This is a genomic window from Vibrio hibernica (assembly GCF_015223435.1).
In the GTDB taxonomy this organism is placed as follows: Bacteria; Pseudomonadota; Gammaproteobacteria; order Enterobacterales; family Vibrionaceae; genus Vibrio; species Vibrio hibernica.
The window spans coordinates 1-15,565 of record NZ_VHKO01000038.1; the positions used below are offsets into that span (position 1 = coordinate 1).

The window sequence follows — 15,565 nt, forward strand, 5'->3', positions numbered from 1 at the left end:
TTTACTGGCAGTCTGAATAAGATATCTTAATTTTATTGCAGGCTGGTCGCTAGCTGACGCCACACTAAGTACAGTGGTATAGCGTGAGTGTAAAGGCTCAGCGTCATTTTAGCTTTTATCGCGACTCGTACAATCCAGTTAAGGTTCATAAACGAATCCGAGAGTTTATCCAAGACCAGTTGTAAGCAGGTGTTAAAAGGCAAAGCATGGAAGCTGATGTATAGCGTGATTTTTTCATAATCGCTCTCCGTTTAAGTTAGTTTAAACACGAGAACTCTAAATGGAAATGCACCTATTTTAGGGGATTTTTACAGTTCGATTTCTGCTGCAAACCCAAGAACGGTCGCAGTGATTTTTGATTGCATGGACCCATCAAGCTGCATATTTTGTTTGCCAATATAAACGCAAATACCTTTATCCATGCAAACTTCAAGCACTTCTAATACTTGCAGGGTAGAACGAGCTATTCGGCTGACTTCGGCAAAAATGAGTTTATCCCCTTCTCCCTCAGCATTCCTATAGAATTTAGTACAGTAAGAGAGCCACTTTATGTGGTTCTCTTATCATTTATAGTCGTTACTGATTTTGAAGGTAATGAATAGTTCGATCTATATTCTTTTCCATCGTGCACAAGATCCAGTTTGTACTTCTTACAGAGCGATGAATTTTACATTTTAAAAGCACGCCAACAACACTAAGTGCTACAGATTCTAGAAATTCATGTTCACGGTGGTATTGCTGTGGCCACATGCAGGCTCTTTCTTTTAGTAACCAATAAATCTCATGCTTAAACTGCTCAATATCTTCAAGTGTTAATTTATCAAAAGATTGACTTTGAATGATATCAAAACACAAGCTGGTACAATGAATAGCTAACGGAGAATAATTCATCATAATTCCTCCGCTTGCAGTAGTGCTTCAAAGGCTGTCCCATCACGTCTCATCAAGTTTGGCACGTAGCGGGAATATACTCGAAATAACATAGTTGTCGTTGTATGTCCCATTTGATTAGCAATCCATTCTGGAGACTCACCTGCCGCTAATAATAACGTCGCATAAGTATGCCTGGTTTGGTATGGGTTACGGGGTTTTAAACCCGCTCGTTCAAGCATTGGATACCAAACTGATCGTGATACAACTTGATAGTTCAAAGGAAGACCTTTTTGATTGGTAAATACAAAAGGTTGTTTTGATACACGATTTTGTTTTTGCTTTTTTAGTGCGTCCACTACGCGGGTTGGTAAATCAATGGTTCGAAAAGAGCTATCTGTTTTTAGTGATCCAACAACGCCCCTAACAAGACTTTGCGACACCGTTAAGCGCTTAGCCTCTAAATCAACCTGTTTCCAAGTTAATCCATCTATTTCACTACTACGTAAGCCAGTAAAAAACCGGACAATGTAATAATTTTTAAATTCTTCTGGCGCAGCTTTAATGACCTGTTCTACTTCTTGAAAATTAAATGGATCAACTTCAGTACGAGGAACTTTTAAGGCTTTAATATTTCGCCAAGGCGAAGTAAACTCATATCGATCGGCGGCTTCATTAAGGATCATTCTTAACGGTGTCATAATATGATTAATCCGTGATGGGGATAGTACCTTTCCTTTTCGTCCTTGAACTTTGGCGAGAGCAGTTCGAAAAGAGAGAATATCTTGTTTAGTGATGACGCTGATCTTCTTTTTACCAAATTTAGGCAAAATATGGTTGTTTAGCGCTCCTTCAACATCCGTATAATGGCCAATCCGCCATTCCACTTGTTTTTCGGCTAACCACGTTTCAGCAAACTGTTCAAACATCGGTGAATCTGGACTGTCAAAATACTCTTTAGCTGTTTGTTTTTGTTCATCGAGCGCACTAAATTTTATCGCGTTATTACTTTTCGGAAAATATGATGAATATTTGAAAGTACCGATAATAATTTCAGCTTCAATACGTTTTAGCAAATTCTGTAATCGTTTTTGATTTGCAGGGGTATCAGGTAATTGAGTCTGTTCACGGCATCTATTACCAAGATAACGAAATTGAAGTACTAATTTATTGTTTCTTACATTAATCACGCCCATAACGAACCATCCTTATAACCCAGTAATTAACGAATCAATCGTCATTCCATTTAAAATCTCCTCTTCAATTCGCTCCCATAAGAACAATATTTTTCTCCCTCCAAATGGGCGCACATAATGAACCCCTTCAAATAAAACGGCATCTTTCAATTGCTCTCTAATTGTTCTCGTATCATATTTAATACGTTCAGATAGTTCTTTTGTTGTCAGATACGTCATGCTCATTTACAATCTCCTGATAATTAATTTAACCCGCAAAAGGTCGTAATTACCTCCTGCAGATTAAATATAGCATTAAAATTATCTATTACAACCATTTTTGACCTATAGAAGAACATTTTTATCTGGAGAGGAACATGATTAAGTGCCACCTATCAAAAATTCTAGGTGAAAAAAAACTGAAAATTTCAGATGTATCTAGAGATACAGGAGTCAATCGCGGAACAATTACTCGACTATATAATGAGACAGCCACACGAGTAGATTTAGAAGTGATCGATACGCTTTGCAGTTACTTAAATATTTCGGTAGGAGATCTACTAGAACAAGAAAAGTAAATTAGTTTTTCTAATATTGGGCTGATGATTTCAGCTCATTTATAATTTCTCATTAAAAAACAGCTATGGACACCAAATGGCCACCGTTTGGCCACCGAGCTATTTTAGGTAAGGATTGTTAGACAATCGAAGAACACCAGATACACAAAACCACTCAATAAAGAGTGTTATTTTTCAAAGAGTTAAATTGGATTTTGTAACGATAAGATTTGGAGCGTGCGGCGGGAATCGAACCCGCATCATCAGCTTGGAAGGCTGAGGTAATAGCCATTATACGACGCACGCTTAATATGAGATAGGTTCTCTTTGAAAGCCCGACCATAATGCCATAACTTATCGAAAAAAAAAGCTCTTTTATAATAATACTAATCTAAGTGCATAGAATATGAACAATTTTACATTTAGCACCTAAAAATCACAGTCCTTTAAATAGTTCTTCACGGTGAAATCCTAGATAACGCTTATGATCATTCATAATCTTAAAAGACATATCTTCTCTTAGCCCGATAACATTTGGTGTTTCAAGGCAACTAGATATAAGTACCTTACCGTTATCATCAAAGGAAATAAAACCAAGATCAAAAGCCTTGTCTAAATTTGCCAACAACAATAGACCATTAAACCTATCAAGCCTTTCTTCATTGTTAGACTTCCGCCACGGTTTAATATGAGATGCCAATAACAACTGCGTATTGCGATAGCCCGTAACCGCACATCCACCCCACATCTGAATCAATTTGGTTCTAAAATGCCCTTGCCCAACCCTTGTATTAACTAAGATGGTTTTTTCCGTTTCAGATAGCGTTTTATCTGTCATAACTTGCTTGATATCAGCATTAACGTCAATTTGGGATAAATCCGCTAAAAAAGTATGATAATGGGACAAGGCTGCGCTATACATTCCCTTACCTTTCGAATCGCGAATTTGAAACTCCTCTAATTTTCTAGCCTTTTCTTCATAGCCCACAAATTGTCTATATGAATTAATATCGGTTAATGGTACATCTATTTCACCAGCATCCATCAACCAGTTTGAAATCGCACCTCTTATTGCTCCAAGATAGTTTTGCGCTGTTTTTTCAGATTTACCAATATCTACCATCCACTGATGATACAGCGAAGCTAAATCTGAAAGGTTCGAGACCAATGCATCTTTAAGTTCATTAGAAACGATATGGCTTTTCATATAACTAAAAAGATCTTCATCTATATAGGCATACGTTATCGCCTTAGCTGAGTAGCGGATAACTAATGATTTATCATAGCCATCTTTATAATAAAGATGCCAAAAGCCTTCGCTTCTTAAATGGAAGAATGGGTTCTCTGGTGTGTTTTTATCTTTACCCTGAGCCAGATTATCAAAATGATGAGTAAACCGATCTTTAAGCACTTGATTAAGCTGAATCTGATTTGAATTAATATAACCCGCTTGAATTAAATCCATTACAGCCAATAACATACACACTTTATGTGGGCTCTTCTTACCAGCTGCACTATTCACTTTCAAATTTTGAAAACGATCTAAATAATATTCTAATGACATTATTTACTCTCTAGCTAAATGATTATTAATCTTTTCCAACACTACGGTTTGCCAAAATATTTCAGCCCGATTCAAAGAGTCCGAATCATCCACTATATGACATACAGTCAACCCTACAACTTGACCTAATTGTTTTAATTCATCAATTGAAACGCAGAAAGCATCGCGGTCATCATCAAAGCTTCCATGACGCAATGTAATCACCAACTTTCCACTTTCAGAAAGTAGGCTTGATAACACAGCAATCGACTCTTCTCGCTGCATAGCATTTAAATGCATCCATACAGCAGAAATCAAAATAAGATCGTATTCACAAGATAACTTTCTGACTTCTAGCAAAGTTGGCAAGGAATCATCTAACCAATGAATTTGAGGAGGGGTACTTAAAGAGCCTAGCCGACGAAGCTCTTTTGCTGGCTCGACGGCAACGACTGAGCAACCTTTCTGAAGGAACCATTGTGCATCACGGCCGGAACCGGCTCCTATATCGAGCACCTTTGAATAAGTATTAGGCCAATATAAACACCATGACTTATGAACATTCTCAAATTCCAGAGAATCATATAGTTTTGTCAATTGAGTAGCATTAGTGTTGTAAAAGGAAATATTTGCAGACATAAATCAGCTCATATGTTGAATTAGCTAATAATATATAGGTTGATTGTACATGACGATTAAGTATTAGATAAGTATGAGTAACTGTGATTAAGATCACAGATATCAATGAAGATGATTAACGAGTTTATGCATTTCCGCATCTGCTATAAAGTGTTAATATCCCTCGATTACGCACCCATAACACTCGTACTCAATTAAAGGCGATTCAATGTCGACAATTAACAACTCAATTCAATGGTTTCCGGGCCATATGCACAAAGCTCGTAAAGAAATCGAAGAAGTTATTCCGAAAATTGATGTCATTATTGAAGTATTGGATGCTCGAATTCCTTTTTCTAGTGAAAACCCATTAATTTCACACCTACGCGGTGATAAACCTTGTATTAAGGTACTGAACAAACGTGATCTCGCAGATCCAGAATTAACCCAATTATGGATTGATCACTTCGAAAAAGAGCAAGGTGTGAAAGCCATGGCTATTACCACTGAAAATCCGCAAGAGGTTTTCAAAATCATGGAATTATGCCGTAAGCTTGCGCCTCACCGCAGTGATATTGGTAAAGATATTCGCACGATGATCATGGGGATACCGAATGTAGGTAAATCAACGATTATCAATACCTTAGCTGGTCGTATGATCGCGCAAACAGGGAACCAACCCGCAGTGACTCGTCGTCAGCAACGCATTAATCTACAAAACGGCATTGTACTATCGGATACTCCTGGGATCTTATGGCCGAAAGTTGAAAATCCACACTCTGGTTTTCGCTTAGCAGCAACGGGCGCGGTAAAAGACACGGCTATGGAATACGATGAAGTAGCATTTTATACCGTAGAATATTTAGCCGCACATTATCCACTGCTACTACAAGCGCGTTACAACATTGAAGAATTACCACAAAGCGATGTTGAGTGGATGGAAGAGATTGGTCGTAAACGTGGTGCTTTACGTGCAGGTGGTCGCATCGATTTACATAAAGCATCTGAAATTCTATTACATGAACTACGCAGTGGTACTTTAGGGAAAGTCACCTTAGAACTGCCAGAAATGATTACTCAAGAATTAATCGAAGTAGAAATTGAAGCTGAGCGTAAAAAAGAAGCACAGATTAAAAAGAAGGAAGAGCGCCGTAAGCGTTATCTACGCAATAAACGCTAGTTCTGGGAGCGATAACTCTAAGAACTAGCGCTGTTTGCCATTCTTTTGGCTCGATTTGATTGATTAGCGGCGGGTTTTCCTGCCGCTTTTTTACGTTCTTTGATTAAATGACGAATAGCTAGAATGGGGTGTGGTACTAACATACGTGGGCCTGCATAAATCATCACATTGCGCATTTGTGTTTTTGGTTCTGGTTTATAGCAATGTATTGGACATTTGTTGCAGGTCGGTTTTGTTTCGCCATAAGGGCAGCGATCTAAACGCATTTCAGCATAAGCTAATAAATTCTGACACTCTACGCATAAACCTATATTACTTTTATCACCCATATTAATGGCATGTTGAGCCCGACAATAAATACGAATCATTGCTTGCAGGGTTTGATATTCGGTTTGTAGTGAGCCTATCAATTGTTCACTATTGAATAGCGTTTTTTTCATTCATCATTGCCATTGCGGGTATTAATAATTAATGACAGCAACACATCTTCCAGTTGTTGCCATGGTAGTAACTCATCGTCGATAACTTCAATACGAGACTCGTAGCCTTCAAGTGTCATTTTATTTACAGATACAATGCCATTAGAGACATTAAATGCATAACAACCTTGATCGGTATTCATGACAGCTTTAATTCGCTCTGCGGTGAGTGATGAAAGCATTGAGAAAAGCAGATCAAAATTGAAGGTGTATTCTGCTCCAAACAGCCAGCCACAACTAAAATAGCCTTCGCCTTTATTCTCTTTACGAACATATTCTTGCCCAGGTTGTAAACCAAATTGAGGATCTAAGTGGCTGTGAGAATGACTTGAATGGTCAGAAGCTAATTCAGGTTCTGGCGCTCTCTCTTGGTCTAATAGAGTTAAATCTATTGACCCTTGTGATGTGGTAATTAATTGGAATTGTTTGGCTTTATCTTCATGCTTATTTCTGAAACGTTCAAACCAATGGATCAAGTTATCAAGATCTTGTTCTGATGATTGATCGGCTTTATTGGCAACGATAATTTGAGCCGAATCTAATTGGTCATTGAAGTTTTGATTGCTGCTGTATTTTTCATTCGATATATGCCGAGGATCAACTAAAGCAATGGTCGCTTTCAAATTTACATAAGGGGAGAATTGGTCTGAAAGTAATTTAGACGTCACTTCTTTAGGGTGCCCAAGCCCCGTAGGTTCAATCAGTAAGCGATCTGGCTTTGTTCTTAAGAGCGCATTGATGCCTACAGACATAGGAACACCGGCAGTACAGCACATACAACCACCAGGAATTTCTTTAATCATGGCTCCTTGCTCGGTCATCAGAGCCCCATCAATGCCTATCTCACCAAATTCATTAACCAAAACCGCCCAGTTTTCATTTTTAGGCTTATTCATTAATAAATGTAAGATTGTTGTGGTTTTCCCCGAGCCTAAAAATCCAGTAATGATATTAGTGGCAACACGCTTTGACATACATACTCCTTAACTAAGCCCGCAGTATATATACTTTAAAATACGGACTCCAAGGAATTATTTAATAAAGCACTATTACTTTATCGCAGCGTTAACTTATTACAGAATTACTTTATGGCAGCATTACTTTATGACAAATAGTAAAAAGCGCACCATTTGCAGTGCGCTTTCCCCTCGAGACTCAATCGTGAGTATGCGAGTCAAGCAGGTAAGATATCCTGTTGACCATAAGTCGAGGATTTCATTATATGTAACGATATTTTTCACACTGTACTCTTTATTTCTCATGTTTCACATAACGTTAAAATCTCTAACGCTTTTCACTAACGATATGTCTGTAGCACAATCAATATCGCTTTCCACTGTAGAAGCTATTCCCTCCATGTAAGTATGCTTTCTACTAATAAAAGTATGGTATAGAAATGATAAATTACAAGCCACATTAGCAATATAATTTTTGTATAAAAGCTGTGCTATTTGACGGCTTTATAAGTAAACTTACTTTTCGTAACAATTGGATGTAATTCTCCAGCAACATTTTATAATTATCGTCTAAATAAGTTTCATGCTTAATTCTTCAAATTATAGGAAGCATATACCCTAATGGCCACACCAAAATCGTTCAAACTGTCTTTATCTCGATACAAATCTAAAAAATTTGTAGGTGTGATTTTGACAAGGGATAAAACCCCTATTTCGATTTTATGCCTTTCCGTAGTCGTTGGTTTATTCGCTGGTCTCGCGGGTACTTTTTTTGAAATCGCCGTAACATGGGTGTCAGAAACACGAACCGATTGGTTAAAACAAGAACTTGGCTCATTATTACCACTTTGGGTGTCTGCAATTCTCGTCAGCGCTGTGCTCGCTTTTATTGGCTACTATCTCGTTCATCGATTTGCTCCAGAAGCCGCAGGTTCAGGCATTCCTGAGATTGAAGGCGCGATGGATGACATTCGTCCTGTTCGCTGGTGGCGAGTTCTACCTGTGAAATTCTTTGGTGGCTTGGGTGCATTAGGCTCTGGGATGGTACTTGGCCGAGAAGGGCCAACGGTACAAATGGGTGGCAATATTGGCCGAATGGTTTCTGATATATTCCGACTTAAAAACCAAGAAGGCCGCCATTCTTTATTAGCTTGTGGTGCTGCGGGGGGTTTAGCCGCTGCATTTAATGCTCCACTTGCTGGTATCATGTTTGTTGTTGAAGAAATGCGGCCTCATTTTCGCTATAACCTTTTGTCGATAAAAGCCGTCATTATTTCCTCTGTTATGTCGACCATCGTATTTCGAACCTTAAAGGGTCAAGATGCCGTCATTACCATGCCTCAGTACAATGCACCAGAACTGCATACTTTATGGCTATTTTTGGTTTTGGGCTTAATTTTTGGCATTTTTGGTGTGACATTCAACCGACTCGTTACTTGGTCGCAAGATATGTTTGTCTTGATCCACCGTAACGAACGTAAGCGATATTTGATAACTGGAACCGTAATTGGAGGGGTTTTTGGCCTTCTTCTACTCTATTTGCCTGAATTAACAGGCGGTGGTATTGCTATAATTCCTGGAGCAACCAACGGTGATTATAGCACCAGTATATTGATGATTTTATTTATAGCCCGAGTTGCAACTACGTTAATTTGTTTTGGTTCAGGTGCACCGGGTGGCATTTTTGCTCCAATGCTTGCTCTCGGTACTTTATTTGGCACCTTTTTTGGTCAATTTGCACTCTACATTGATCCAAGCTTGCCCATTGAACCGGGTATGTTTGCGATTGCTGGCATGGGTGCATTATTTGCCGCAACCGTAAGAGCGCCTATTACTGGTATTTTGCTCGTAATTGAAATGACCAATAATTACCATCTAATTCTACCGCTGATTATCACCACTTTAGGCGCGACCATTACAGCTCAGTTATTAAATGGACAACCAATTTATACTCAATTACTGCATCGTACATTGAAGAAAGCCAAACTACAGCAAGGTGATCTACCATTGGCCGACCACAATGCTAAAGAAAAAGCAGAAGATGTAAAAACAGATGAGTTGGGAGAAGAAAGTTTCTCCACTAACAATTCGGAATTATCAGAGATGGATAGTGAGCAGGATGCCTCTTCTTCAGATAAGGATATGAAGAAGGAGGAAAACTAAAAAAGCCATTACCGAAAAACTCAGCAATGACTTTCCTTTTTTCTATTATTTAGACCATTAATGCTACTGATTCTTGAGCAATAACAAATTCTTCATTCGTTGGAATAACCATCGCGACAGGAGAGTCTTCTGTTGTGATGATGCCTTCTCCACCAAAACGAGCATCTGCATCCGCTTGTTCATTTTCTTTGTAGCCGAAGATATTTAAATATTTCAAAATTTCACGGCGAATGGGTAATGCATTTTCACCAATACCGCCAGTAAAAATAATGCCATCAAGTTTATCTAATGCCACCATATAAGAGCCAATATATTTAGCAACGCGATATGTAAAGACTTGAAATGCTAACGTCGCCCCTTCATGCCCTTCTTCCATTGCTTCTAAAATTCCACGCGCATCACTGGTTAAACCCGACACACCAAGAAAACCTGACTTTTTATTTAAAGTATTGAACACTTTTTCTGGAGACCAACCTTTGTTGATCAAAAACTCAATAATGCCTGGGTCAAGATCGCCACAACGTGTTCCCATCATAAGTCCAGACAGTGGAGTAAATCCCATGCTGGTATCAACGCTTTTGCCATTTTTAATTGCACAGACCGAGGCACCATTACCGAGGTGAACAGAGATAAAACTGCATTCTTCAACTGGCTTATGAATCATTTTCGCAGCTTCACGGCTTACGAAATAGTGACTAGTACCATGGAATCCATAACGACGAATTGAGTACTCATCATAAAGTGTTTTGTCAATTGCACCCATATAGGCTTTAGCTGGCATAGTTTGATGAAAGGCAGTATCAAATACAGCAAACTGGGGTAATGCAGGAAAAGCTTTTAATGCTGCTTTTATGCCGATAACATTGGCAGGCGCATGTAATGGTGCTAGCTCTTTTACGGCTTCAATATCATTAAGCACTTGCTCATTAATTTTAACCGTTTTGGTAAACTTCTCGCCACCATGAACAATACGGTGTCCCACAGCAATAATGGCATCTGTCAGATTATATTCTGCCACAATATCTACCAGCTTACTGATCGCTAGCTGATGGTGATTCTCTTCACCCACAATAGACACTTCTTGTTTTTCACCTTGGTACTTCCAGTTCATACGAGAATCTTCTAGGCCAAAACATTCACCTAAACCTGTTAACACTGCCTCACCTGATTCAGAGTTGATAACAGCAAACTTAAGTGAAGAGCTTCCAGAATTGATAACGAGTACATATTGATTTGACATGAGTTTTCTCTTATATGCGATTAGTAAAACAGTAAGTGGTAAAAACAACTTACTTTCAATTTATAAGTGAGCCACCATTATTCAACATTTTTTTATTTTTTCAACTTTTCTTTGCAATGAGGGCGAAAAGAGTCTGAATTCACTTGATCTACAACAAGCCTTTATTTAATTTGCACGATAAAATATTTGCTGAAAGTCTCTTCCATTATAAAACTTAAATATCCAATAACTGGACATAAAAAAAACCGAGATAGCAAAATTGCTTTCTCGGTTTATTGTTCTAGCTTACACTCAATTTAATTGAGCATCGTAGATTTGATTTATGCGTCGCGGTTAGTACGAGGCGCAGCAGGTTTGCCTTTCGCAGCACTACTACGATTGCGGTCAAAACGACGTTCGCCATCACGACCACCAGCAGGAGCTCCACCTTCACGACGACCACGATGACCTTCACCACCACGTCCACCGCGAGAGTTACCGCCATCACGACGAGGAGCGCCAGAACCTGCACCGCCACGAGGGCCACGAGATTCACGGAAGTCATCAAAATCACAAATAACGGCACTTACTTCTTTCTGGCGAATACGTAATTTTTTAAGCTTACCAGCAACGTCTGAAGTCATTGCTTTTGGAAGCTGAACAAATGTATGACCTTGAGCCAGTTTAATCGCACCAATTGAGTGCTTTGTTAAGCCAAGTTCGTTTGCTAATGCGCCAACGATATCTTTCACTTGAACACCACTGTCACGGCCTACTTGCAATTGGTAGGTATCCCAATCTTGTTTAGTGCCACCGAATGAACGACCACTATCACGACCGCCTTCACGATCATCACGAGGGTTATCACGACGCTCTTTACGACGCTTATTTTCACGCTCAATCGCATCAACCATTGGATCTGGACCCTGATAGAACAAAGGACGCTTACCTTGTTGACGCTGAAGTAAGATAGCCGCAAGTGTTGCCGCATCAACCTCTAAAGAAACTTGTAATTTTTCAATCAGTTCAGCAAAGCTTGCTAATGATGCATTGCCTTTTTCAGCTTCTAGTTCTGCGCCTAACTTAGCAAGACGTGCTTCTGCTACTTTATCGCGGTTAGGAAGTTGAATTTCTTCCATGCTCGATCGAGTTACACGCTCAATCGTACGTAACATACGAATTTGGTTTGTACGCACCAACAATACTGCTTTACCAGTACGCCCAGCACGGCCAGTACGACCAATACGGTGAATGTATGATTCAGTATCGAATGGAATATCGTAGTTAAATACGTGAGTAATACGAGGTACATCAAGACCACGAGCAACAACGTCAGTTGCAACTAAAATATCAATCACACCACGTTTGATGTTATCAACAGTACGTTCACGTTGTGCTTGAGGAATATCGCCGTGTAATGCAGCTGATTTAAAACCACGAGCCGATAACCAATCTGATAAACGTTCAGTATCTTGACGAGTACGCACAAACACGATTGACGCATCCGTTTCTTCAGTTTCAAGTAGACGAGACATTGCTTCGTCTTTCTCTACGCCTTTTACTACCCAGTAATTTTGCTCAACTTTAGCAACAGTGCGGTTTTCACCAGCAACATCAACACGGGCAGGATTACGTAGGAAACGATCAACAATCGTTTTTACCATTGGAGGCATAGTCGCAGAGAAAAGTACACGCTGTGCAGATTCTGGTGCTTGTTCCATGATCCAAGTTACGTCATCAACAAAGCCCATTTTTAGCATTTCATCGGCTTCATCAAGAACGAAAGTTTTTACTTCGTCTAATTGAAGAGAGCGACGATTAATTAAATCTTTTACACGACCTGGAGTACCAACAACAATGTGAGAACCATTTTTCAGGCCACGCATTTGGTCAACAATCGATGCGCCACCGTAGATTTCAATAACCTTTAAGCCTTTAATATTTTGGCCAAGGACTTTGATTTCTGCCGCGACTTGGATTGCAAGTTCGCGAGTCGGTGCCATTACAATAGCTTGTGGTTTGTGTTGGTTAAGATTAATTTTATTCAGAACAGGTAGAGAAAACGCTGCCGTTTTACCAGTACCTGTTTGCGCTTTACCTAATGCATCTTTACCTTCAAGAAGGAAAGGAATAGAAGCGGCTTGGATTGGGGTTGGGGTTTCAAAGCCCATCGAATTTAGAGCAGAAAGAAGATTTTCATTAAGGTCTAGATCGATAAATTTGATTTCAGATTCTTGCATGGGGTTCCTACTTATTTAAGGAAAATTTCGGTCCCATTAAGCTCAACTACCTCTAATACCTACCCTAACTTCGTGTTCCATAAAAATCATGGATTAGGTAGAAAACGCCTTAAGCTGTTTCGGGACATCATTAAGGGAGGCGAATTCTGCCTGATAAACACAAAAAAAGCTAGGAAAAATTGAATTTCATCACATTTTTGTTGATTTGGAAGCCAGAATCGTAAAAGCAACACTAAATCACCATTTTACAGCTGATTAAATCGTCAGAACTCCCCTCTTTATGCAAACAATGTGAGAGGTGCAAAAACAAACTAAAAAGGCAAGGTAATAAAGTGGTAATCCCATGGTGCAATCATTATAGTGTGCCTCATAGAATTCGACTCACTAAATTTAGAAAGAAGCCCATGTTCTCAGACAATCCGCTCCTCGCTCAACTCAAACAACAAATGAAAGAAACGCTGCCAAAGAAAGAAGGTACCGTAAAAGCAACCGATAAAAGCTTTGGCTTCTTAGAAGTGGATAGTAAGAAAAGTTACTTTATTCCACCTGCATTTATGAAAAAGTGTATTCATGGCGACAAGGTTATTGCGATCATTCGCAGTGAAAATGACAAAGAAAGCGCAGAACCGGATGAACTGATTGAGCCTTCTCTGACTCGCTTTATTGCGCGAGTGAAAAAATTTAAAGGCCGCTTGAATGTGGTGCCCGATCATCCGCAACTGCGTAAATTATCGCTTAAAGCTAAAGCTCGTAAGGGTGTAAACCCCGAATCCCTCAATGAAGGTGATTGGGTTGTTGCACATTTAATTGAACACCCTCTTATGGCCGATAATACTAATGACCAATTCCTAGCCGAAATCTCCGATAAAATTACGGATGCCGATGACAAGATTGCGCCTTGGTGGGTAACACTGGCACAAAATGATTTGCCAAACTGCGAACCTGCTGGCTTAGAAGAAGGCGAAGAATGGCAATTAATCGATGATGAAGCACTAGAACGCGTTGATATGACGGCCACACCATTTGTGACCATCGATGGTGAATCCACTAAAGATATGGATGATGCGCTTTATGCTGAAACCACAGCAGAAGGTGATTTTAAACTCACAATTGCCATCGCCGATCCAACCGCTTACATCACTCCAGATTCAGATATGGATAAAGTCGCTCGTAAACGTGGTTTCACTATCTATTTACCTGGTCGTAATATTCCAATGCTGCCACGCGATTTAGCAGATGATCTTTGCTCACTAAAACAAGATGAACTTCGACCTGCGCTATGTTGCTCGGTCACCGTATCTAAAGATGGTGTCATTGGTGATGATATTCATTTCTTTGCCGCCACAATAAAATCACACGCTCGCCTGTCTTACGATAAAGTCTCTGATTGGTTGGAAGACTCAAACAAAGATTGGCAACCACAAGAAAGCATAGCCCCCGTGATTTCAGCATTGCATGAATTCGCCAAAGCTCGTGCTACGTGGCGCTTAAACAATGCAGTCGTATTTCCAGATCGCCCGGATTACCGCTTTGAGCTAAGTGAAGATAATGATGTGATCGCGATTCATGCGGATTTACGCCGTACCGCCAATAAGTTGGTTGAAGAAGCCATGATCACCGCTAATATCTGTGCAGGAACCGCACTTAAACAAAAGTTCCAGTCAGGTATCTTCAATACTCATGCCGGTTTTAAAGAAGACAAGTTAAAAGATGTGATTGAACTGGTTGACCCTAAAGGTGAGCTAGGTTTTAGCGCTGAATCCATTGCGACTCTAGAAGGTTTTAGTGCTCTGCGTCGCTGGCTCGGAAAACAAGATACTTCTTATTTAGATAATCGCATTCGTAAATGTCAGGCCTACAGTGTCATTAATCACCTTCCAGCTGAACATTATGCGATGGGATTAGATATTTACGCCACTTGGACATCTCCAATCCGTAAATATGGCGATATGATCAATCATCGTATGCTTAAAGCGTTGATCTTAGATAAAGCACCAGTGCAAGTACCCGATGAAACCATTGGTGACGAAATGTCATTGTGTCGTCGTTATCATGGCATGGCAGAGCGCAATGTTGGGGATTGGTTATATGCGCGTACTTTAATCAATGAACCTAAAAATGAGACTACGTTTCAAGCGGAGATATTCGATGTCAATCGCGCCGGTATGCGTGCTCGTTTACTTGAAAATGGGGCTGCGGTGTTTATTCCTTGCTCTCAAATCATTGATAATAAGGAACGCATTATTGGCTCTCGCGAACTAGGTACAATAGAAATCGACAAACAGGTTGAATTCAAACTAGGTGATATTATTGACGTTATTTTAATCAATGTCAGTACCGATACTCGTAGCATCACCGCTAAGCCAACGCAAATCTTTGCACCTTTGGCTGAAGATAACGCTCAAGATATACAAGAAAATACTGATAACGCGCTAACAGAATAATATCAGGTCAAAACTCAAACTGGCCTGAGTAACATTAATCAATCAGTACCATTTCAAACACCTCAGATTAATCTGGGGTGTTTTTTATGCTTCAATACATAGTACATAAGACGACAATAAT

13 protein-coding genes, 1 tRNA gene and 1 pseudogene are annotated in these 15,565 nt (G+C 39.6%); 4 read left to right on the forward strand and 11 right to left on the reverse strand.

Going from position 1 to position 15,565, the window contains the following annotated elements:
* Positions 1-314: 314 nt before the first annotated feature.
* From FH976_RS11950 to FH976_RS11965, 4 genes and pseudogenes are all read right to left on the reverse strand, one after another.
* A pseudogene (locus FH976_RS11950) lies at positions 315-500 on the reverse strand (recombinase family protein); the annotation flags it as partial.
* A 76-nt stretch (positions 501-576) separates the two neighbouring features.
* The gene (locus FH976_RS11955; RefSeq protein WP_194091076.1) at positions 577-894 is read right to left on the reverse strand and encodes a hypothetical protein; all 318 of its coding nucleotides are present in this window, start codon (positions 892-894) and stop codon (positions 577-579) included.
* On the reverse strand, positions 891-2,066 hold the full coding sequence (locus FH976_RS11960) for a site-specific integrase (protein ID WP_194091077.1): 1,176 nt from the start codon (positions 2,064-2,066) through the stop codon (positions 891-893). Before FH976_RS11960 ends, FH976_RS11955 begins: the two co-directional genes overlap by 4 nt.
* A gap of 12 nt (positions 2,067-2,078) precedes the next feature.
* Positions 2,079-2,291, reverse strand: coding sequence for a hypothetical protein (locus FH976_RS11965; RefSeq protein WP_194091078.1), 213 nt, complete (start codon positions 2,289-2,291; stop codon positions 2,079-2,081).
* 131 nt (positions 2,292-2,422) lie between these two features.
* Between FH976_RS11965 and FH976_RS11970 the strand changes: the two genes are divergently transcribed.
* Entirely contained in the window at positions 2,423-2,623 is a 201-nt protein-coding gene (locus FH976_RS11970) for a helix-turn-helix domain-containing protein (protein ID WP_190339594.1), read from the forward strand.
* Between the two features lie 210 nt (positions 2,624-2,833).
* Here FH976_RS11970 and FH976_RS11975 read toward each other — a convergent pair.
* The 3 genes from FH976_RS11975 to FH976_RS11985 all read right to left on the reverse strand — a co-directional run bounded on the left by FH976_RS11975 (position 2,834) and on the right by FH976_RS11985 (position 4,784).
* Positions 2,834-2,908 (reverse strand) — tRNA-Gly (locus FH976_RS11975).
* A 130-nt stretch (positions 2,909-3,038) separates the two neighbouring features.
* Positions 3,039-4,166 (reverse strand): HNH endonuclease, encoded by a 1,128-nt coding sequence (locus tag FH976_RS11980; RefSeq protein WP_194091079.1) that lies wholly within the window; start codon positions 4,164-4,166, stop codon positions 3,039-3,041.
* A 3-nt stretch (positions 4,167-4,169) separates the two neighbouring features.
* Positions 4,170-4,784 carry a class I SAM-dependent methyltransferase gene (locus tag FH976_RS11985; RefSeq protein ID WP_194091080.1) on the reverse strand — a complete coding sequence of 205 codons (615 nt, stop codon included), beginning with the start codon at positions 4,782-4,784 and terminating at the stop codon, positions 4,170-4,172.
* Positions 4,785-4,992: 208 nt separating this feature from the next.
* Here FH976_RS11985 and ylqF point away from each other — a divergent pair, with 208 nt between their 5' ends.
* Complete coding sequence (gene ylqF / locus FH976_RS11990) at positions 4,993-5,943, forward strand: ribosome biogenesis GTPase YlqF (protein ID WP_194091081.1); 951 nt, start codon at positions 4,993-4,995, stop codon at positions 5,941-5,943.
* A gap of 17 nt (positions 5,944-5,960) precedes the next feature.
* Here the strand turns inward: ylqF and FH976_RS11995 are convergent, their stop codons facing one another.
* Both FH976_RS11995 and FH976_RS12000 read right to left on the reverse strand, forming a co-directional pair.
* Complete coding sequence (locus FH976_RS11995; RefSeq protein ID WP_194091082.1) at positions 5,961-6,383, reverse strand: nitrous oxide-stimulated promoter family protein; 423 nt, start codon at positions 6,381-6,383, stop codon at positions 5,961-5,963.
* Complete coding sequence (locus FH976_RS12000) at positions 6,380-7,396, reverse strand: CobW family GTP-binding protein (protein ID WP_194091083.1); 1,017 nt, start codon at positions 7,394-7,396, stop codon at positions 6,380-6,382. The genes FH976_RS11995 and FH976_RS12000 overlap by 4 nt, the downstream gene beginning before the upstream one ends.
* A 603-nt stretch (positions 7,397-7,999) precedes the next feature.
* Here FH976_RS12000 and clcA point away from each other — a divergent pair.
* Complete coding sequence (gene clcA, locus FH976_RS12005) at positions 8,000-9,541, forward strand: H(+)/Cl(-) exchange transporter ClcA (RefSeq protein ID WP_194091084.1); 1,542 nt, start codon at positions 8,000-8,002, stop codon at positions 9,539-9,541.
* Positions 9,542-9,590: 49 nt separating this feature from the next.
* On the opposite strand, the gene FH976_RS12010 is transcribed toward clcA, so the two are convergent.
* Both FH976_RS12010 and FH976_RS12015 read right to left on the reverse strand, forming a co-directional pair.
* Positions 9,591-10,781 (reverse strand): acetate/propionate family kinase, encoded by a 1,191-nt coding sequence (locus FH976_RS12010; protein WP_194091085.1) that lies wholly within the window; start codon positions 10,779-10,781, stop codon positions 9,591-9,593.
* Between the two features lie 320 nt (positions 10,782-11,101).
* Positions 11,102-13,000, reverse strand: a complete 1,899-nt coding sequence (locus FH976_RS12015; RefSeq protein ID WP_194091086.1) for a DEAD/DEAH box helicase — start codon at positions 12,998-13,000, stop codon at positions 11,102-11,104.
* A 404-nt stretch (positions 13,001-13,404) separates the two neighbouring features.
* On the opposite strand from FH976_RS12015, the gene rnb reads away from it, so the two are divergent.
* Positions 13,405-15,444, forward strand: a complete 2,040-nt coding sequence (gene rnb, locus FH976_RS12020) for an exoribonuclease II (protein ID WP_194091087.1) — start codon at positions 13,405-13,407, stop codon at positions 15,442-15,444.
* Positions 15,445-15,565: the final 121 nt, after the last annotated feature.